24 protein-coding genes are annotated in these 21,005 nt (G+C 36.3%); 7 read left to right on the top strand and 17 right to left on the bottom strand.

Annotated elements, in window-relative coordinates:
• Positions 1–576 precede the first annotated feature (576 nt).
• Entirely contained in the window at positions 577–2,058 is a 1,482-nt protein-coding gene (locus M014_RS0101915; protein WP_090687293.1) for an aminotransferase class I/II-fold pyridoxal phosphate-dependent enzyme, read from the top strand.
• A gap of 74 nt (positions 2,059–2,132) precedes the next feature.
• Complete coding sequence (locus M014_RS0101910; RefSeq protein ID WP_026590196.1) at positions 2,133–2,963, top strand: protein-glutamine gamma-glutamyltransferase; 831 nt, start codon at positions 2,133–2,135, stop codon at positions 2,961–2,963.
• A 37-nt stretch (positions 2,964–3,000) separates the two neighbouring features.
• On the opposite strand, the gene M014_RS0101905 is transcribed toward M014_RS0101910, so the two are convergent.
• The 4 genes from M014_RS0101905 to M014_RS0101890 form a co-directional block, all read right to left on the bottom strand.
• Positions 3,001–3,129, bottom strand: a complete 129-nt coding sequence (locus M014_RS0101905; RefSeq protein WP_026590195.1) for a GapA-binding peptide SR1P — start codon at positions 3,127–3,129, stop codon at positions 3,001–3,003.
• A 62-nt stretch (positions 3,130–3,191) separates the two neighbouring features.
• A complete protein-coding gene (locus M014_RS0101900) occupies positions 3,192–3,323 on the bottom strand; it encodes a GapA-binding peptide SR1P (RefSeq protein ID WP_026590194.1) in 132 nt (43 codons plus the stop codon).
• A gap of 61 nt (positions 3,324–3,384) precedes the next feature.
• Positions 3,385–3,513 (bottom strand): GapA-binding peptide SR1P, encoded by a 129-nt coding sequence (locus tag M014_RS0101895; RefSeq protein ID WP_000536782.1) that lies wholly within the window; start codon positions 3,511–3,513, stop codon positions 3,385–3,387.
• Between the two features lie 199 nt (positions 3,514–3,712).
• Entirely contained in the window at positions 3,713–4,009 is a 297-nt protein-coding gene (locus M014_RS0101890) for a DUF3055 domain-containing protein (protein WP_026590193.1), read from the bottom strand.
• 133 nt (positions 4,010–4,142) lie between these two features.
• Between M014_RS0101890 and M014_RS0101885 the strand changes: the two genes are divergently transcribed.
• On the top strand, positions 4,143–4,535 hold the full coding sequence (locus M014_RS0101885) for a DUF1885 family protein (RefSeq protein WP_026590192.1): 393 nt from the start codon (positions 4,143–4,145) through the stop codon (positions 4,533–4,535).
• Here the strand turns inward: M014_RS0101885 and M014_RS0101880 are convergent, their stop codons facing one another.
• From M014_RS0101880 to pdhA, 5 genes are all read right to left on the bottom strand, one after another.
• A complete protein-coding gene (locus M014_RS0101880) occupies positions 4,536–4,766 on the bottom strand; it encodes a hypothetical protein (RefSeq protein WP_026590191.1) in 231 nt (76 codons plus the stop codon).
• Between the two features lie 352 nt (positions 4,767–5,118).
• The gene (lpdA, locus tag M014_RS0101875) at positions 5,119–6,531 is read right to left on the bottom strand and encodes a dihydrolipoyl dehydrogenase (RefSeq protein ID WP_026590190.1); all 1,413 of its coding nucleotides are present in this window, start codon (positions 6,529–6,531) and stop codon (positions 5,119–5,121) included.
• Between the two features lie 5 nt (positions 6,532–6,536).
• Positions 6,537–7,826 (bottom strand): pyruvate dehydrogenase complex dihydrolipoyllysine-residue acetyltransferase, encoded by a 1,290-nt coding sequence (gene pdhC / locus M014_RS0101870; protein ID WP_026590189.1) that lies wholly within the window; start codon positions 7,824–7,826, stop codon positions 6,537–6,539.
• Between the two features lie 92 nt (positions 7,827–7,918).
• Positions 7,919–8,896, bottom strand: a complete 978-nt coding sequence (gene pdhB, locus M014_RS0101865; protein ID WP_000068166.1) for a pyruvate dehydrogenase complex E1 component subunit beta — start codon at positions 8,894–8,896, stop codon at positions 7,919–7,921.
• Between the two features lie 3 nt (positions 8,897–8,899).
• Positions 8,900–10,015, bottom strand: a complete 1,116-nt coding sequence (pdhA, locus tag M014_RS0101860; RefSeq protein ID WP_026590188.1) for a pyruvate dehydrogenase E1 component subunit alpha — start codon at positions 10,013–10,015, stop codon at positions 8,900–8,902.
• Between the two features lie 513 nt (positions 10,016–10,528).
• Here pdhA and M014_RS0101855 point away from each other — a divergent pair.
• Both M014_RS0101855 and def read left to right on the top strand, forming a co-directional pair.
• Positions 10,529–10,702 (top strand): YjcZ family sporulation protein, encoded by a 174-nt coding sequence (locus M014_RS0101855; RefSeq protein WP_026590187.1) that lies wholly within the window; start codon positions 10,529–10,531, stop codon positions 10,700–10,702.
• Positions 10,703–10,896: 194 nt separating this feature from the next.
• Positions 10,897–11,451 (top strand): peptide deformylase, encoded by a 555-nt coding sequence (gene def, locus M014_RS0101850; RefSeq protein WP_026590186.1) that lies wholly within the window; start codon positions 10,897–10,899, stop codon positions 11,449–11,451.
• 80 nt (positions 11,452–11,531) lie between these two features.
• On the opposite strand, the gene M014_RS0101845 is transcribed toward def, so the two are convergent.
• Entirely contained in the window at positions 11,532–12,305 is a 774-nt protein-coding gene (locus M014_RS0101845) for a Cof-type HAD-IIB family hydrolase (protein ID WP_026590185.1), read from the bottom strand.
• Positions 12,306–12,894: 589 nt separating this feature from the next.
• Here M014_RS0101845 and M014_RS0101840 point away from each other — a divergent pair.
• Both M014_RS0101840 and rnjA read left to right on the top strand, forming a co-directional pair.
• Positions 12,895–13,107 (top strand): DNA-dependent RNA polymerase subunit epsilon, encoded by a 213-nt coding sequence (locus M014_RS0101840; RefSeq protein ID WP_026590184.1) that lies wholly within the window; start codon positions 12,895–12,897, stop codon positions 13,105–13,107.
• A gap of 3 nt (positions 13,108–13,110) precedes the next feature.
• A complete protein-coding gene (gene rnjA, locus M014_RS0101835) occupies positions 13,111–14,778 on the top strand; it encodes a ribonuclease J1 (RefSeq protein WP_026590183.1) in 1,668 nt (555 codons plus the stop codon).
• A 48-nt stretch (positions 14,779–14,826) separates the two neighbouring features.
• On the opposite strand, the gene M014_RS0101830 is transcribed toward rnjA, so the two are convergent.
• The 7 genes from M014_RS0101830 to M014_RS0101800 form a co-directional block, all read right to left on the bottom strand.
• Complete coding sequence (locus M014_RS0101830; protein ID WP_051588525.1) at positions 14,827–15,540, bottom strand: potassium channel family protein; 714 nt, start codon at positions 15,538–15,540, stop codon at positions 14,827–14,829.
• Positions 15,541–15,575: 35 nt separating this feature from the next.
• Positions 15,576–16,442, bottom strand: coding sequence for a cytochrome c oxidase assembly protein (locus M014_RS0101825; protein ID WP_026590181.1), 867 nt, complete (start codon positions 16,440–16,442; stop codon positions 15,576–15,578).
• A gap of 253 nt (positions 16,443–16,695) precedes the next feature.
• A complete protein-coding gene (locus M014_RS0101820) occupies positions 16,696–17,154 on the bottom strand; it encodes a TlpA disulfide reductase family protein (protein WP_026590180.1) in 459 nt (152 codons plus the stop codon).
• Positions 17,155–17,227: 73 nt separating this feature from the next.
• On the bottom strand, positions 17,228–17,776 hold the full coding sequence (locus tag M014_RS0101815; RefSeq protein WP_026590179.1) for a peroxiredoxin: 549 nt from the start codon (positions 17,774–17,776) through the stop codon (positions 17,228–17,230).
• Positions 17,777–17,981: 205 nt separating this feature from the next.
• Positions 17,982–19,112, bottom strand: a complete 1,131-nt coding sequence (locus M014_RS0101810; RefSeq protein ID WP_026590178.1) for an N-acetyldiaminopimelate deacetylase — start codon at positions 19,110–19,112, stop codon at positions 17,982–17,984.
• A 60-nt stretch (positions 19,113–19,172) separates the two neighbouring features.
• Positions 19,173–19,895 carry a 2,3,4,5-tetrahydropyridine-2,6-dicarboxylate N-acetyltransferase gene (dapD, locus tag M014_RS0101805; protein ID WP_026590177.1) on the bottom strand — a complete coding sequence of 241 codons (723 nt, stop codon included), beginning with the start codon at positions 19,893–19,895 and terminating at the stop codon, positions 19,173–19,175.
• A 71-nt stretch (positions 19,896–19,966) separates the two neighbouring features.
• Positions 19,967–20,824 (bottom strand): LysR family transcriptional regulator, encoded by an 858-nt coding sequence (locus M014_RS0101800; RefSeq protein ID WP_026590176.1) that lies wholly within the window; start codon positions 20,822–20,824, stop codon positions 19,967–19,969.
• Positions 20,825–21,005: the final 181 nt, after the last annotated feature.

Raw genomic sequence — 21,005 nt, 5'->3', positions numbered from 1 at the left:
CTTTCATTTTTACCCTTATTCTCCCTTAAAAATAAACCTTCCATCCTTCTTTATCATAGTCCCTTTTGCATTATACACTATTTCTCTTTTATTATGGCATTGTCTCTCTTCATACCGAAGACAACGAGGCGATGAAAGGCATAGATCTCCTTTCCTTTTTGAAAATAAGCCTCGATAAATTGAAACTTTATTTTTCCTCCATCCTCTTTTATTTTCGCTGATTTTTAAGATGAGGATATTACTGAACGCGAATAGAAATATAACTTCCATTGACGGAATTCTACGTATCTCCTCGCTTTCTCAGAACTTTAAGTTAAAACTTTACTGCTCACGAATAACGGCATACAAATTATTACTAATTATGCATATAATAAAAATAATAGTTTTTTCTATACATATATAATCATTGGTGATATAATGCTTTTGTTTTATTGAAAATAAAGTGAAACTTCCATTTGGTAAGTAGAACAAGTCAAGTTCTTATAGACAGTTATATAACTATATAGGGGAAATAACTTTCTTACTGAACAAGATACACATAAAACAACTCATAATAAATATTACGAAGAAGAAGGGGTGTATAGATTGTCCCAATACAAAACACCATTGTTTACCGCTTTAGTAGAGCACAGCAAGCGAAATCCAATTCAATTTCATATCCCAGGTCATAAAAAAGGACAAGGGATGGACCCAGAATTTCGCGAATTTATTGGGCATAATGCATTAGCAATTGATTTAATTAATATTGCTCCGCTCGATGATTTACATCATCCAAAAGGTATGATTAAAGAAGCTCAAGATTTAGCTGCAACTGCATTCGGTGCAGATCATACCTTCTTTTCAGTTCAAGGTACAAGCGGTGCAATTATGACAATGGTAATGAGCGTTTGTGGCCCAGGAGATAAAATTCTTGTACCACGAAACGTTCATAAATCTGTAATGTCAGCCATTATTTTCTCAGGTGCAAAACCAATTTTCATTCATCCTGAAATCGATCCGAAGCTCGGTATTTCACATGGGATTACGATTCAATCTGTAAAAAAAGCACTCGAGGAACATTCAGATGCAAAAGGGTTACTCGTTATTAATCCAACATACTTTGGATTCGCCGCAGACTTGCAGCATATTGTAGAATTAGCTCATTCCTATGAAATACCTGTATTAGTTGATGAAGCTCATGGTGTTCATATTCATTTCCATGACGAATTACCAATGTCAGCTATGCAAGCTGGTGCAGATATGGCAGCGACAAGTGTTCATAAGCTCGGAGGTTCATTAACACAAAGTTCCATTCTAAATGTCAAAGAAGGCCTTGTGAATGTAAAACATGTTCAATCGATTATTAGCATGCTTACAACAACATCAACTTCCTATATTCTATTAGCTTCTTTAGACGTCGCAAGAAAACGTCTTGCGACTGAAGGAAAAGAATTAATCACAAAAACAATTCAGTTAGCCGAACATGTACGCTGTACGATAAATGAGATTGAAAATCTATATTGCCCTGGTAAAGAAATGTTAGGTATGGATGCAACATTCAGCTATGATCCAACAAAACTGATTGTATCTGTCAAGGATCTAGGCATTACAGGTCACGAAGCAGAATTATGGTTAAGAGAACATTACAACATTGAAGTCGAGCTTTCAGACTTATATAACATTCTATGCCTTGTGACATTGGGAGATACAGAGGTCGAAACTAATATTCTTATTGAGGCCTTACGAGAACTAGCAACTACCTTTAAAGATAGAGCGGACAAAGGTGTTCAAGTACAAGTTGAAATTCCAGAAATCCCTGTACTTGCCCTCTCTCCTCGGGATGCTTTTTACTCAGAAGCAGAAGTCATCCCATTTGAAGAAGCTGCTGGTCGCATTATAGCAGATTTTGTTATGGTTTATCCGCCAGGTATTCCAATCTTCACCCCTGGCGAAATCATTACGCAAGAAAACCTAGACTACATTAATAAAAACCTAGATGCTGGCCTACCAGTACAAGGTCCTGAAGATATGACACTCCAAACACTACGCGTTATTAAAGAATACAAGCCTATCAGTTGATAGGCTTTTTTTCACCATTTTTTCTTTTACTCATACGATACTAAAGAATGTAACTTATAGGTGGGGATACAATTATGATTGTGATTGGTCGTTCTATTGTACATCCTTATATCACGAGTGAAAATGAACCGTTCGCTACTGAGAAACAACAAATATTGGCCATTATGGCTGGAAATCAGGAAGTATATTCATTCCGAACAACTGATGAACTCAGCTTTGATCTAAATTTACGAATTCATATCATTACATCCTCCTTAGAACTCTTTCAAAGTGGATTACAGTTCCGTACATTCCAAGAGTCCTATTGCAACCCTGAATTTTGGCAAAGGACACCACTAGGAGGATTTCAATTACTTCCAAATAGACCACCCTCGGTCGCGATACGAGATATTTTTAAAGATGGAAAAAAGTATGGAACAGAATGTGCAACAGCAATGATTATTATTTTTTACAAGGCACTTTTAGCTCTATATGATGAGCAAACTTTTAACCGCTTATTCGCAAACCTTCTACTATATACATGGGATTATGATCGAGATTTAAAACTGGTGACAAAAAACGGTGGGGATATCGTTCCTGGCGATCTTGTTTACTTTAAAAATCCACAAGTGAATCCAGCTTCAGTTGAATGGCAAGGAGAAAATGCCATTTATTTAGGTAATTTCTTTTTTTATGGGCACGGTGTAGGAGTACAAACAAAGGAACAAATCATTTATCTATTAAATGAACGAAGAATTCCCTATGCCTTTATCTCAGCATATTTAACAGATTTTATTACCCGCATAGATAGTCGCCTCATGAGCCAACATGCTTCTGCTAATACCCTACAAACCACATTCAAATTCATTCCCATTCGAGATGATGCAATTATTGCAACGGTTGGTCACACAACTACAATCTATTAAAAAACGCCTGCAAAATATGCAGGCGTTTTTTTAATTATTAGGCTTTTGTATGCTCTTTGTGACCACATTCGCAATGAGATCCACATTTCCCGTAAAGTACTGTTGTCTTTTCATCTTCAAAGTGTGCAATTGTTCCTTCACAAACTTGACATACGATTGTTCCCATTTTTCATTTCCCCCTGAGTTTGAATTATGATTGAAAACCTTTATATTTACACGTTCTATATATTACTGAACTTTTGTATGTTCTTTGTGACCACATTCGCAATGAGATTCACATTTCCCGTAAAGTACCGTTGTTTTTTCATCTTCAAAGTGTGCGATTGTTCCTTCACAAACTTGACATACGATTGTTCCCATTTTTCATTTCCCCCTAAGTTTATGGTCCTAAAAACTTTTTCAGCTAGAATATTCCTATATATTACTGGGCTTTTGTATGCTCCTTGTGATCACATCCGCAAGATCCGCATTTCCCGTAAAGTACTGTTACTTTCTCATCCTCGAAGTGTGCAATTGTACTTTCACAATCTTGACATACGATTGTTCCCATTTTTTTATTTCCCCCTAAGTTTATAATCCCAAAAACTTTTTTGTAACCGCTTAACTTTCTGTCTTTATTTTAATATGTTATACTTTTTACGTCAATAGGTTTTTAGTATAACACATTAAAAAAATTAACTTTATATTAGTATGATACAATAACATGAAAAAACAGTCATATCTTAATAAGTACGACTGTTTCCTTTTATTTATTCTTCATATTCAGCATGTAAGGAAGTAGGTGGTACAAGAAACTTAAAGAATTGTGCTAGGTCATTCGCTTCCTCCTCTGATTGTAATTTAAAGACCTGTTGTAAATGTTGAACATTATCTACATCGTCTTGTCCTAGTAAAGTTGCTCTCCCTGTTTGCATGCAAACAACAAGAGGTTTTCCAAAAAACATATTTGTATAAATAACACCAAAATCATAGCGGTTTTCATGTGTCATAAATCCCAAAAATCGTACCTTCACACTCTCATGCTCATCATACAATTTTTCAAACATTTTCTTCCTCCTTTCCTCACAACACTTTCTACCGTATATATTAAACAAAAAAAGGAAAGAACCTTTTTAATTGTCAAAAAATTTACACCAGTGTTAAAATGTCTGTATATATTACTTTAGGAGGAAAATCTTTATGCAACATGCATTTATTAAACTTGTACCTAAATCAAAACAACAAGCTGTCTCATTAGAAGATGTTAAACAACTTTTTAATTATTATAAAACCATTACTTCGCAAACCGGCGCGCAAGTTAGCTATGCATATACTAACGTAGCATTTCCGTATGAGATATTTGATACATCAGATACTACACTTGAGCTCAAATCTAGTCATGATCGTTATAATTCTATTTATGTGGGGATAGGAACAGAAAACGACCAAGCTTTCGTTCAAATCTCCTTACCTTCTACTGCCACATTTGGGGATAAAGGAAAAGCAAATGAATTCTGCCGTTTTTTAGCAAAAAAATTAGAGGGTGAATTAAGGTTATTTAATGGAAGAACAATGTATTTTTATAAACGCTAACTATAAAAAAAGGAAAGATATCAGTAAAAAGAGCATACTATTTGCGCAAGTAAGAAATAGTGCCTGTTTTCTTATACGAAGAACAACATATGCAATTACATATGCTAAATAAAGGAACACGAAAAAGAGCATCACTTTATAATGAAATTTATCACCATTTGATAAGAATAGTACAATAGAAAATCCACTCCATAAAAGGAAATGATAAAATATAACATGTATGATTTTCACGAAACCATCTCCTTTGACATGCTCTATTTTATAATAAGATATGGTATTGGACTCAAATCCATTACATAATACGAAAAGATGTAATCGATTTGAGTCCATTATATTTCTAAAAAAGTTACGTACATTCCAATTTAGACTATATAGTATTACGTATTTATTCCATAAATATACATAACGACCTTGTTAGCTCTACTAAAGCTTTAATGGATAGAGTGAAACTTTAATCAATGGATTTCTTCATTCTCACTAACGATCAGCTCTCACAAATCGGGATTTTGCAAGATAAATTCCATAAAATAAAAAATAACCCGCCTTTAAAAAGATAAAAGGCGGGTTATTTTGGTTATTCGTATTATTTTACAATGTGAATTGGCATTCCAAGAGCAACTTCAGCTGCTTCCATTGTGATTTCACCTAATGTTGGGTGAGCATGGATTGTTTGAGCGATATCTTCAGCTGTCATTCCAGCTTCGATAGCTAAACCAATCTCAGAGATAATATCAGAAGCACCTGCACCTGCAACTTGTGCACCTACAAGAAGACCATCTTCTTTACGTGTTACAAGTTGTAGGAAACCGTCTGTGCTGTTTAATGATAATGCACGACCGTTTGCAGCGAATGGGAACTTAGATACAGTTACTGCCATTCCTGCTTCTTCAGCTTGTTTCTTAGTGTATCCAACAGATGCTAATTCTGGATCTGTGAAGCATACTGCAGGAATTCCGATGTAATCGATAGCTGATGCATGGCCACTAATTGCTTCAACAGCTACTTTACCTTCGTAAGAAGCTTTGTGAGCTAATGGTGGTCCAGGAACGATATCACCGATTGCATAGATGTTTGGTACGTTTGTACGGCATTGCTCATCGATTTCGATGATACCGCGATCAGTCATTTTAACTCCAACTTGCTCAAGACCGATTTCTTGAGTGTTTGGACGACGACCTACAGTTACTAATACGTAATCTGCTTCTACAGTTTGTACTTCACCTTTAACTTCGAAGCTAACTTTTACGCCAGTTTCTGTTTCTTCAACGCCTTTAGCCATAGCTTTTGTATGAATATTTACGTTACCTTTCTTTTGAAGGGCACGTTTAACAACAGAGCTCATTGCTTTTTCGAAACCAGCTAAGATTTCGTCGCCAGCTTCTACTACAGTAACTTCTGTACCGAAGTTAGCATATGCAGTACCTAATTCCATACCGATGTAACCGCCGCCGATTACAACAAGTTTTTTAGGAATTTCAGGTAAGCTTAGAGCGCCTGTAGAGTTGATAACACGTTTAGAGTATTTGAATCCAGGAATTTCGATTGGTGTAGAACCAGTTGCAAGAACAGCATTTTTAAACGTATAAGTTTGAGCTGCATCTTCAGTCATTACGCGTAATGTGTTAGCATCTACGAAGTAAGCTTCACCGCGAATGATTTCAACTTTGTTACCCTTAAGAAGGCCTTCAACACCGCCAGTTAATTTCTTAACTACGCCGTTTTTCCATTCTTGAACTTTTGTAAAGTCAACTTTTACGTTCTCTGCAGTGATACCCATGTCATCAGAATGCATTGCATTCTCATAACGATGACCTGCATTGATTAACGCTTTTGAAGGAATACATCCAACGTTTAAGCATACGCCACCAAGGTTAGCTTTTTCGATAATTGCTACCTTTTGACCTAATTGTGCTGCACGAATTGCCGCAACGTATCCACCAGGACCTGCACCAACAACGACTGTATCTAATTCAATTGGGAAATCTCCTACTACCATTGTTATTACGCCTCCATTACTAATAATTGTGGGTCATTCAATAGACGTTTAATTTGGTTTAATGCTTTTTGAGCAGTTGCGCCGTCAATTAAACGATGGTCAAAGCTTAGAGATAATGCTAATACTGGAGCTGCAACGATTTCACCGTTTTTCACAACTGGCTTCTCAGCGATACGGCCGATACCAAGGATTGCTACTTCTGGGTGATTGATAACTGGAGTGAACCATTGTCCACCTGCAGAACCAATGTTTGTAATTGTGCAAGAAGCACCTTTCATTTCAGCTGGAGCTAAACGACCTTCACGTGCTTTACCAGCAAGATCATTGATCTCGTTAGAAATAGTGAAGATTGATTTACGATCTGTATCTTTAACAACTGGTACTAATAGACCTTTGTCTGTATCAGCTGCGATACCGATGTTGAAGTAATGTTTATGAACGATTTCTTGAGAAGCATCGTCTAAAGCAGTATTCAACATTGGGAATTCACGTAATGCAGATGTTAAAGCTTTTACAACGTATGGAAGGTAAGTTAATTTAATACCTTTGTCAGCTGCAACAGCTTTGAACTTCTTACGGTGAGCAACAAGTTCTGTTACATCTACTTCATCCATTAATGTTACGTGAGGAGCTGTATGCTTAGAGTTAACCATTGCTTTTGCAATCGCTTTACGGATACCACTCATTTTCTCACGAGTTTCTGGATATTCACCAGCTGGGATTGGTTGTGCTTTTGGTGCTTCTTCTTTTGCTGCTGCTGGAGTAGCTTCTACTGCTGCTGGAGCCTCAGTTGCTGCTACAGTTTGTCCACCATTTGCAAATGCATCGATATCAGCTTTCACAACGCGGCCGTTCTTACCAGAACCAGCTACTTTATGAATATCTACACCTTTTTCACGAGCATATTTACGAACTGATGGCATAGCGATTACGCGCTCATTTACTACTTCAGCAGTTGCTGCTGGAGTAGCTTCAGCTTTTGGAGCTTCTTCTTTCGCTTCTTCAGCTTTTGGAGCATCGTCATGGTCGTCACCTTTAAATTTAAGGTTTTCGTATCCAGGAGCATCAAATTTAATTAATGTATCTCCAACTACTGCAACCGTACCTTCTTCTACAAGTACTTCAAGTACTTTACCTTTAACTGGAGAAGGGATTTCTACTACTGCTTTATCATTTTGCACTTCAAGAAGTACATCGTCTTCGTTTACTTCGTCGCCTGGTTTAATAAACCATTTTACGATTTCACCTTCGTGGATACCTTCACCGATATCTGGTAGTTTAAATTCAAATGCCACGGAATTCAGCCCCCTGATTCATTTCTTTATTATGGAATATGGCAAAAGAAATCAGCATGTGCTGATTTCTTTTGCACATGAAAAACTAAAAATTAGAAGTTCATTACTTTGTTTACAGCTTCAACAATATCTTTATGGTTTGGTAACCATACGCTCTCAGCTTGAGAGAATGGGAATACTGTATCAGCAGCTGCAACACGTACAACTGGAGCTTCTAAGTTTAAGATTGCACGATCGTTAATTTCCGCTACAACGTTAGCTGCAATACCAGCTTGTTTTTGAGCTTCTTGAACTACAACTACGCGACCTGTTTTTTCAACAGAAGCGATGATTGTTTCGATATCTAATGGTTGAACTGTACGTAAGTCAACAACTTCTAAAGAGATACCTTCTTTTTCAAGTTCTTCAGCAGCTTTTAATGCAGCATGAACCATAGCACCGTAAGCGATAACAGATACATCTGTACCTTCACGTTTGATATCAGCTTTACCTAAATCAATTGTGTATTCGCCTTCTGGTACGTCTTGACGGAATGAACGGTACAATTTCATATGCTCTAAGTAGATAACTGGATCGTTGTCACGAATCGCAGAGATTAAAAGACCTTTTGCATCGTATGGAGTAGATGGGATAACAACTTTTAGACCAGGTTGTTGAGCCACTAATCCTTCTAAGCTATCAGCATGTAATTCTGGAGTATGAACACCGCCACCAAATGGAGAACGAACTGTTACTGGAGCAGTCCAACGTCCACCAGAACGGTAACGCATACGAGCTAATTGTCCAGAAATAGAATCCATTACTTCATAAACGAAACCGAAGAATTGGATTTCTGGAACTGGACGGAATCCTTCAAGTGCAAGACCAACTGCAAGTCCACCAATACCAGACTCTGCAAGTGGAGTATCCATTACACGATCTTCACCGAATTCAGCTTGTAAACCTTCAGTAGCACGGAATACACCGCCGTTTACACCAACGTCTTCACCAAACACAAGTACGTTAGGGTCATTTTTCATTTCAACACGTAAAGCATCAGTGATTGCTTGAATCATTGTCATTTGAGCCATGGCTTACTTCGACTCCTTTTCTTTATAAATTTCATATTGTTCAGCTAAGTTGTAAGGCATTTTTTCGTACATGATTTCCATTAAATCAGTTACTTTTTGTTTTGGAGCTTGGTCAGCCTTAGCAATTGCTTGTTTGATATCTTCTTTTGCTTCTTCGATTACTTTTTCTTCTACTTCTTGAGACCATAGGCCTTTATTTTCTAAGAATGTACGGAAGCGTACGATTGGATCTTTTTGTTCCCATTCGTTTTCGATATCTTTTGTACGGTAACGAGTTGGGTCATCACCAGCCATTGTATGTGGACCGTAACGGAATGTTAGAGTCTCGATTAGAGTAGGGCCTTCGCCATTTACTGCGCGCTCACGAGCGAAAGCAGTTGCTGCGTATACAGCTAATGGATCCATACCGTCTACTTGAATTCCGTAAATACCTGCTGCTACTGCTTTTTGTGCTACAGTTTTAGCTGCAGATTGCTTTTCTACTGGAGTAGAGATTGCGTAACGGTTGTTTTGAACAACGAAGATTGCTGGAGCTTTGAATGCACCTGCAAAGTTCATACCTTCGTAGAAGTCACCTTGTGAAGCACCACCGTCACCAGTGTAAGTAATTGCAACAGATTTTTTACCACGTAGTTTCATACCTAACGCAACACCAGCAGTTTGGATGATTTGCGCACCGATAATGATTTGTGGAGCTAGTGCATTTACATTCTCAGGCATTTGGTTACCCATGAAGTGTCCACGAGAGAATAAGAATGCTTGGTATAATGGTAATCCGTGCCATACTAATTGTGGTACATCACGGTATCCTGGTAAGATGAAGTCTTCTGCTTCAAGTGCGAAATGACTCGCTAATTGAGAAGCTTCTTGTCCAGCTGTAGGTGCGTAGAAACCTAAACGTCCTTGACGGTTTAAAGAAATAGAACGTTGGTCTAATACGCGAGTATACACCATACGACGCATTAATTCTTTTAATTGATCATCAGATAATTCAGGCATAGCTGCTTCATTCACAACTTCGCCGTTTTCATTTAAAATTTGTAATGTTTCAAATTGAGCTGCGATAGCTTTCATTTGCTCATCAACATTAAATAGGGTCTTTTTTGTTTTAGTACCCATTCCGTTCACCTCTTCCTCTCTTGAACCATATTCTGAAACGCTTTCACTAGAAATTCACTAGTACGAAAACGTAACCATGTAAACCGACAGGAAACCTCGCCGGTTGAGAATAATTTTGTGTACCTAACAATCTGTACTAATGTTTTTTCAGAAACATATTAATACAATCTTGATCACGTTTTTTAGTTTACAACTATTCTAATCACGATGTCAATTACTTTGGTTACGATTTTTTTATGAATAACATTAAGGTTTCCACTATACATTGTTGTTTTTATTTTCACATCTGTATTAGTAAGCAATAACCTACTGTTATATTATTCCCTATTTAACCTGTTTTCCATCGTAGAATAGTATGTAAACGATTTAATTCTTCTTAGTTTTTCTCTCTTTATAACAAAAATATGCAATCACTTCTTCCTTTTCTAGGCGAATGTCTATACACTTCTAACCACTCTTCCATACCTTATAATAACCGCAGTATTAGCGGGAAATGATAAAGGAGGTCATCTCATGTACGGATACACATATTGTTATCCAACTTGTTCATATCCTTCCTATGGATACGGAGGTTCTTACGGAGGATACGGAGGTTCTTGCGGAGGATGCGGATACGGACGGGGCTTTGCTTTAATCGTTGTGTTGTTTATTCTTTTAATTATCGTTGGTGCTGCTTGCATTCGTTAATGTAAAACAAAACAACTATAGAAAGAAATAGGCGGCTCTGCCGTCTTTTCTTTTTTTACCAACCAATCGCTAATAATAAAATTACAGCACTAGTCATCCTCTTTATTTGCTTAATTTATATATAGGTACTATGTACTTTATCATGACTTTTTTCAGCTCCTTTGGTAGACTAAAGGAGAAAGGAGAGATTGTGAATGCTTACAATGAACGATGTAATTCGTGAAGGAAATCCCATTCTACGAGCAGTAGCAGAAGAAGTACCTCTGCCAGCAAATGAGGAAGATACACGTGTACTACGAGAAATGATTGAATTTGTAATGAACAGTCAAAACCCTGAAATGGTTGAAAAATATAATTTACGTCCAGGAATCGGGCTAGCTGCACCACAAATTGGTATTTCAAAAAGAATGATTGCTGTTCATGTTACTGATACAACCGAAACTTTATACAGCTACGCTTTATTCAATCCCAAAATTATTAGTCACTCTGTTGAACGTACATACTTATCAGGTGGCGAAGGATGCCTATCTGTAGATCGTGAAGTTCCTGGATATGTTCCACGTTATACACGAATTACAGTTAAAGCAACTACCGTCGATGGTGAAGAAGTAAAATTACGTTTGAAAGGGTTACCAGCGATTGTATTCCAACATGAGATTGACCATTTAAATGGTGTAATGTTCTATGATCATATTAATCAAAAAAATCCTTTTGTAGCCCCCGAGGATGCAAAACCTCTAGAACGATAAAAAGCAGAAGCAATAGCTTCTGCTTTTTACTACTATTATCATATTACTCCTCTTATGGAATGGTTCTCACACCATATTACCTAGAGTAAACCAGCCCACTGCAAACCGTGAAGAATCCCATCTTCACTAACATCTTTCGTCACATAATTAGCAAGTTTTTTCAAATCGTCGTGACCATTCCCCATTACAATCCCCGTTCCTACTGCTTCAATCATTTCTAAATCATTTAATCCATCTCCAAAAGCATAGACCTGTTCACGCCTAAACCCTAATTTCTCAATGAATTTTTCAATTCCCTTTGCTTTAGAACCACCATTTGGGATAATGTCCATAGAATACGCGTGCCAACGAATAAAATGAAAATCTGGATAATCATAAATGAACTTTTTTTCCTCACCCGCTTGGCAAAAAAGAAGCGTTTGATAAACGTCACGATTTTCATAAAAACTTGGCTCATATAACGGATGCTCAAATTGCAGACTTCCGAAACTTTCTTTTACATAATTATGATATTCTACTGTTGCCTTCATATCCTTATGATCTAAATAAACAAGTGGATATCCCTCTTGCTTAGCAAACGTTGTAAAAGTATGTAATGTATTAGGGTGTAATGGATTTTTAAATATAACCTCATCTTCAAATACAACATATTGGCCATTAAAACTAACATAATTATGAATGTTAAGCTCATTACGAATGTCTTCAAACATGAAAGGTGCACGCCCTGTCGCAATTGCCACATGTACTCCTTTTTCTTGTAACGTACGCACCGCTTCTCTTGTAGATTGTGGAATTTTTTTATCGTGATCTAACAATGTTCCATCAATATCAAAAAAGACGATTTTATTATTCATTTTCAAAACCCTTTCTAAGCCTTCTATATTCCTATTTTGACTACTTCTTTTCAAATCCTAAAAAAAAGTATAACATATTAAACATCTGTGAAGAAAGCGTTCACTTTCTAACCTTATTTACGAAATATGCATATACTATTAAAAGAACATTAATAGTAGTTTGAATGAATTTTCTTTTCTAATCTACCTCATACTATATTTATAACCGGGGGCATACTGCCTGTGAGAGCAAAAAACGGAATATAAGATTACGTCTGCATGAGCCAATAAGATCACTGAACATCAAGGCGGCGATTCCCTCATTTATCTTCTATGGTTTTCTAGTATGTGGAGATGAAGAGTTACTACTAAATAAGAATTAAGTATGCATGTTTAAAATAAGGAAAGGAAGGAGTAATCATGCTGAAGAAGCTGAAGAAAAAGCTAAAACAATATTTAAACGATTTAGTCCGTAAAAAGACAATGGCTTAAATTGTGCCCATTTCGGGCTTTTTCTTCATTCTGATTCGAAAAAACATGAAAATCATAACTATTTGCTTTATAATAGGTAACAGATAATGCAAAACATAGACAAGGAGAGGTTTTCCCAATGATTTTTAAAGTATTCTATCAAGAAAAAATGACTGAGGTTCCAGTGCGTGAAAATACAAAAGTTTTATATTTAGAAGCGGAATCCGAAAAAGACGTTCGTACAAAATTGCAAAAGTTCGCATATAATATTGAGTTTGTCCAATCTGTTACTGGTGCTCATCTTGAATACGAAAAACAAAATGCTGATTTAACATTAACGGAGCTCGTATAATTTATGAAATTCCTAAAAAATGATCAGGTAGCCGTTTTCGCTCTTGGCGGACTCGGTGAAATCGGCAAAAATACATACGCTGTTCAATTTCAAGATGAAATTATTATAATTGATGCTGGAATTAAATTTCCAGAAGACGAACTTCTCGGAATCGACTATGTGATTCCTGATTACACTTATTTTGTACGAAACGAAGATAAAATTAAGGGGTTATTTATTACTCATGGTCACGAAGATCATATTGGTGGTATCCCTTACCTATTACGTCAAGTGAATATCCCAATTTACGGCGGGAAATTAGCAATCGCTCTAATTAAAAACAAATTAGAAGAGCACGGATTATTGCGAAAAGCAAAACTTTACGAAATTCAAGAAGACGATGTTATCAAATTCAAAAAGACATCCGTATCGTTCTTCCGCACAACACACAGTATTCCAGATTCATACGGTGCTGTGGTAAAAACACCGCAAGGTCAAATTGTTCATACAGGAGATTTCAAATTTGATTTCACACCAGTAGGCGAACCAGCAGACTTAACGAAAATGGCGGAAATCGGTAAAGACGGTGTACTTTGTCTCTTATCTGATAGTACCAATAGTGAAGTCCCGAACTTTACAATGTCTGAACGCCGCGTCGGCGATAGCATTCAAGATATTTTCCGCAAAGTAGAAGGTCGCATTATCTTTGCAACCTTTGCGTCAAATATTCATCGCTTGCAACAAGTTGTTGAAGCTGCCGTTGAAAACAATCGTAAAGTGGCTGTATTTGGTCGAAGCATGGAAGCAGCAATTGAAATTGGTCATGATCTCGGTTATATTCGCTGTCCAAAAGATACATTTATTGAAGCCTCTCAAATCAATCGACTACCAGCTAACAAAATCGTTATTTTATGTACAGGTAGTCAAGGTGAACCAATGGCAGCACTTTCTCGTATCGCGAATGGGACACACCGCCAAATTCAAATTATTCCTGGTGATACAGTTGTCTTCTCTTCTTCACCAATTCCAGGAAATACAGTTAGCGTAAGCCGTACAATTAATATGTTATATCGCGCTGGCGCTGATGTTATCCATGGTAAGCTTTCAAACATCCACACAAGTGGACATGGTGGACAAGAAGAACAAAAGTTAATGCTACGTCTTATTAAGCCTAAATACTTTATGCCAATTCATGGTGAATTCCGCATGCAACGTATGCACATGAAATTAGCAAACGATTGTGGTATTCCAGAAGAGAATTGCTTCATCATGGACAATGGTGATGTTCTTGCATTACGTTCAGACGAAGCAAGTGTTGCTGGAAAAATCCCATCTGGCTCTGTTTATATCGATGGAAACGGTATTGGTGATATTGGTAACATTGTACTGCGCGACCGTCGTATTCTTTCTGAAGAAGGACTTGTTATCGTAGTTGTCAGCATTGATATGAAAGAATTTAAAGTTGCTGCCGGACCTGATATTATCTCTCGCGGATTCGTTTATATGCGCGAAAGTAGCGATTTAATCAATGATGCTCAAACACTGATTACAACGCACCTTGAAAAAGTAATGGAGCGAAAAACAACACAATGGTCTGAAATTAAAAATGAGATTACAGACACATTAGCACCATTCTTATACGAAAAAACAAAACGTCGTCCAATGATTTTACCTATCATTATGGAAATATAAAAAAAGACAATGCTTACGAGCATTGTCTTTTTTATTTTACTTTCTATCTTATCTTAAGAAGTGCTTAAAGCGATTTACTTCATCATCATGACCAATTACAATTAAAATATCTCCCGATTGAATATTTTCTGTAGCTCGCGGGGAAACAATAACTTCCTTCCCTCGCTTAATTGCAACAATGTTTAATCCAAACTTCGCTCGAATATCCAATTCAATTAACGAGTGACCATCAATCTTTTTATTAGCAATAATCTCTACAATACTATGCTCATCAGAAAGCTCTAAGTAATCTAATACGTTACTTGAAGCAATATTATTCGCAATTCGTTTTCCCATATCACGTTCAGGATGGACAATATGGTCTGCCCCTATTTTAGATAACACTTTTTCATGATAATCATTTTGAGCTTTTACCGTAATATTTTTCACACCTAGCTCTTTTAAAATAAGCGTAGTTAAAATACTTGCATTTAAATTATCTCCGATTGCAACAACAACATGATCAAAATTACGAATACCTAGGCTTTTTAACACCATCTCATCTGTTGAATCTGCAATCACTGCATGCGAAGCAATATTGGCAAATTCATTAATTTTATCTTCATCTAAGTCAATAGCCATTACTTCCATACCTAATTGGGCTAATTCACGACAAATACTGCCTCCAAAACGTCCAAGTCCGATGACAGCAAATTCTTTCTCTTTCCCACTCACATGAATTCCTCCAATAACATCAAGTCCTATCTCTTTCCATTGTAGCATATTTTATATTCACCACAAAGCTTAGCGAATTGCACTTATTTTTGCTTCTCTATATAGAAATACTGTTGTAAATAAAACGCAATAATACAAACGAGCATACCAAAAACAAAAATGTTTCCAAACGAACTAAACGTTTGAAACACAAATAATAATGTTTCTTGACCAAAAAAGGCAAATAAGAGTTGTATAAAAGCAAATAAGAGCGCCCAGTTATAATGTTGTTGATGAAATAAATAATGAGTTGCTCCTAAAAATGCACAAAACGAGATGATAAAAATCCACCATGTTTCTAAAAAAACTTGCCATCCTGCAAAGTTATACCCATTTACAACAAGTGCAATGATTCCAATGACAAGCATTGTAGGGACGCTCCAAAATAACGCTCGACTTCGAAAAAATCGAATTCCATTAGAATCACCTTTTTTATTTGCGCAATATGTTAAAAATGCCGCACTTATATACAGGACAGAAAAAATTGTTAATACGATAATTAACCAAAAATGTAATTGATTGTATTCATGTTCGATATTCGTAACAATAGCTGCTAACATACCTGGAATCAACATACCTGTCCATCCATCAATTTTCCTTTCATTCCAAAACACAGCATTTCCTATTCGAATGCCTAAAAGCATAAAAATAATGACACCAATTACAAATAAGGTTGTCTTATTTCCAACTATGCTTGTTGAAAAAGCAATTAAACCAATAAATAAAAAAAGAACAAATCCATTCATAATCTCTAATACAGGTGATAAATAACCTTTCACCCATTTATATGTTTCTTCATATTCGCATTTATTCTTTAAACGATATGCATAAAAACTTATGCCGAAATAAACCGCTGCAATAATAACATATGCATACAAAAAGAAACATAAGATTGCGCTGCCAATCTGCACCTAATCCCCCACCCTTTTATCTATGTATCACATTGATTTTACACATTTTTCACATGAAAAGTAAACTAAAACATACAGTTCCATTGCTTTGAGTCAAATTTTTATTATTAAATCCATACCCTAGATGTATATCTCTCATTTAACCTACTATTTATAAAACCAAAAACCCCCTAATGAAAAGGAGGTTTTTTGCACATATCAAAAGAAATTTCTACTTCCAAGCCGTCTAGCATGTAAATAGAAAATCCACCTTTTATTCAGCTTCTTTTTGCGCTTCATCTAACACACGATTTACTCGTTTCGTTAGCATTTGCATCCCGCTTCCACCCGCTTGGAAATGACGAAGTACACCATTTTTATCAAACACATAATACGCTGGCACATATTGATTTTCAAATGAATCTGTAATCTTATGTTGATTGTCCACTAAAATAGGTTGGGAAATTCCATGTTCTTTTGCAACTGCTTCCACTTGCTCAAGGTTTAAGTCTTCTTCTGAACGTGGCATATGAACGGAAACAACATTTAATTGCTCTTTATACTCATCACGAAAGTTATTAATATTTGGCATTGCTTCTTTACATAAGTGACAACTAACTGACCAGAAATGAATAAGTGTGGGTTTTTCACCAATTAGTGATTCACGTACAACTTCTCCATTTAATACTTTTGTTGCACCATCTAAAGAAGGCATTGATTCGCGTAATTTCATTATTTTTCCTCCTAATACATGTAGAGAAAGGCCTAACAAAATATTGTTAGACCTTCTATAGTTTACAATAAAATTAAACGTTTAAAGTTGCTTGACCTGGTTTCCAGTTTGCTGGGCAAAGTCCACCAGTTTGAAGAGCTTGAAGAACACGAATTACTTCATCAACTTCACGTCCGATGTTGTTATGATGTACAACTTGGTACATTAATTCGCCTTCTGGACTAATAATGAATAAACCACGAAGTGCAATACCTTCTTCTTCAAGTAATACACCGTAGTCACGAGATACTACATGGTTCGTATCTGCTGCTAACGGATAATTTAATTCTCCTAAACCATTTTTCGTACGATCAGTGTTAATCCAAGCTAAATGAGTGTGGATTGTATCAGTAGATACACCGATTACTTCTGCATCTAAATCTTCAAACTCATCATAACGATCAGAAAGTGCGATGATTTCTGTTGGACATACGAAAGTGAAATCCATTGGATAGAAGAAAAGCACTGTCCATTTGTCCTGTTTCATAACTTCTTCAAGACTTACTTTACCAAATTCTTTGTTTGGCATAACAGCGTCCATTTCAAAGCGTGGCGCTTGTTTTGCTACCATACGTTCTGCCATATGTATCAACCTCCATAAATTTTTATCATATATGTCCACTCTTGTAGTATATAAGAGGAATCAGTTTTCAGTCAATTTCAATTGGTAATCATTACAAAACAACTTACTATCAACTTTTCCCTCCACCTACCATTATAAAGTATTGTGTTAGAATTACAAAAAAAATGCATTATATCTTATAATTTCTCAATTAAAAAGAACAGGTTTAAGACCTGTTCCCTTTCCACTTTACATATTGATTTAAAAATGAAATGGTCTGTTCAATCACTTCTTCCTTCGGTTGTAGTTTTGCATGATGTAAACCATATTCTGAGTCTACTCCAAGCCAGAACATAAACCCTGGAATATCACGAAGCATATAACCAAAATCTTCTCCTGTCATCGCTTCTGTACATGTAACAACATTCATATTTGTTTGTTCAGATGTAAATGTCATAAATTCTCGCGTTAACGCACCATGATTATACACTTGATGATACATGGCTCCGTAATCAATAACAGCTTCACATTGAAACGCTGCTTCAATTCCCGCCACAATTGCTTCAATTCGACTTTTCACTCGTTTCATTGACTCGACAGATAATGTTCGAATCGTCCCTTCTAAGCGAGATTTTTCAGCAATGATGTTTTGAACTGTACCACCTGTAATTTTACCAATTGTAATAACAGCGCTATCAAGCGGATTCACATTGCGGCTAATTACAGATTGAAGCTGTGTAACAAGATGACTCGCTGCAACAATCATATCATTCGCTGTATGTGGATATGCCGCATGTCCGCCTTTTCCTTTTAAATCAATATATAATTCTGATGTATTTGCAAATAACAATCCCTCTTTTGTCGCAATTGTTCCTACTGGATACTCAGGTGCGATATGAAGACCTAAAATCATATCAGGCTTCCATTCCTTCAACTCTTCACTTTCTAACATAGGAAGAGCTCCTCCTGGGCCTTCTTCAGCTGGTTGGAATAGAAAGACAATGTCATCATCTATTCTTTCATTTATAGTAGCTGTTAAAAGTCCTAAACCGATAGTAGTATGCAAATCATGACCACATGCGTGCATCATCCCTTCATGAGTAGAAGCGAATTCATAACCAGTCTCCTCAGTAATCGGTAAACCATCAATATCTGCACGATAACCAATCATTTTCTCCGGTTTTTTGCCATTCACTTTAACGATTACGCCTGTTTTCCATGTTTTAACTTCAATATATTCCTTAGGAAGAGTATGAATATACTCTAAAATATATTTTTGTGTTTTCCATTCCTTAAATCCTAATTCCGGAATTTTATGTAAATCCCTACGAATTTGTACAAATTTACTGACTGTCATGTCCGCACCACCATTTATAAAAAGCGTAAGGGCATGAATAGTCCCTTACGCTTTTTGTTTTTATTTTTCTGGGTTTAATTGACGAAGTTCTTGTTTAATTTCTGTTTTTGCCTTTGTCTTCTCATCAATTTCTTTAATAACACGCGCTGGTGTTCCTGCAACTACTGTATATGGTGGTACATCTTCCGTCACAACCGCACCCGCTGCAACAACTGCACCTTTACCAACTGTTACACCTTCTAGAACAACTACATTTGCACCAATTACAACGTCGTCTTCAACGATAACTGGTTTTGCAGAAGGTGGCTCGATAACACCTGCAAGTACCGCACCAGCACCAACGTGACAGTTTTTACCTACTGTAGCACGTCCGCCAAGCACTGCATTCATATCGATCATTGAGCCTTCACCGATTACTGCACCGATATTAATCGTTGCATTCATCATAATAACTGCATTATCACCGATTTCAACATGGTCACGAATAATCGCACCTGGTTCAATACGAGCTTTAATACCTTTTAAGTCAAGCATTGGAATTGCTGAGTTACGACGATCGTTTTCGACAACATAATCTACAACGTGCTTTTTATTTTCTTCAAGAACTGTCTTGATTTCAGACCATTCTCCAAATAAAACACCAGCTTTTTTATTTACAAACGCTTGTACTGTTTCAGGGAATGTTACTTCTTTTAAATCCCCTTTTATGTATACCTTTACAGGAGTTTTCTTCTCACTTTTTTGAATAAACGAAATAATTTCGTTTGCATCCATCATTTTCATGCTTGTTGCCTCCTAAATCCATTTATAATGTTACTCTACCAAACGAAAGAGCTACTAGCAAGACAATAATCTTATTTTTCCGCTTGAATTTCTTCTATAATATCTAAAAACGCTTGTACTTGTTTAAGTTGCCTTGCAGAATCACTTGTCAATAACCACGTTTCTCGATTCAACTGAACCGGTGTTTTATATGTCTTTTCTCTTACTTCTTTTAAAACAGTGGAGGGCAACAACGCATAACCAATTCCATTTAAAACGAGCTGCTTACATGTTTCAATTTGATCAACTACAATCGTTCGTTTAGGAGGATTAGAAAATAAACCGTACCACCAATTCTGTATTTGTCCATAGTATGTCGAATCGCTTTTAAATTGTATAAACGGTCTGTTTGTATCTTTCAACATAGAAATATCTTTAATTTCTGTATCAACTAAATACAGCTCATCCTCAAATAGTTGCTCTTTATGCCCTTTATATTCTTGTTTCCCTCGTAATATAGCTACATGGACATCGCCTTCATAAAATTGCTTTTGTACTTCACTACTCCACCCTGTAAAAAGAGAGATTTTAACAGATGGGTATTTTTGTACAAATTTCTTTAAAACAGGTGGTAACCAGTATTGTCCAATCACAGAGGCAACCGCTATCTTTAATGTTCCGTATGTTTCCGTATGATAGATTGCTAATTCACTTTTAATGGCCTCTTCTCTCTGCAACATATCTTTCGCATAATTGGCCACTTTTTCTCCTTCTGGTGTAATTGTCAATCCTTTTTGAGAACGGATAAAAAATTTCATTCCCCACTGTTTCTCCATTGATTGTAATCGTTGACTGAGTGCAGGCTGTGAAACGAATAAGCGCTCCGCAGCTTTTCTCATATTGGATTCCTGGGCTAAAACAACCATCATTTGAAAATCATCAATTTGCAACTTTCTCCCTCTTTCCTTATCTTACATGTAACCATCTAACCTCAATATATACGTTGCACCATTCTCTAACATGCAATATTTAATTATTATTTCCAAGAAGCTTAGGTGAATTATGATTTCCCCTAACCTTTTATACCTATTTAAACTAGCCACTCTACATATAAGTACAAATTGAAAAAAC

This window comes from Bacillus sp. UNC437CL72CviS29 (assembly GCF_000482345.1).
In the GTDB taxonomy this organism is placed as follows: Bacteria; Bacillota; Bacilli; order Bacillales; family Bacillaceae_G; genus Bacillus_A; species Bacillus_A arachidis.
Note: the sequence above shows the minus strand (reverse complement) of the source record. Positions and strands in the feature narration are given on the sequence as shown.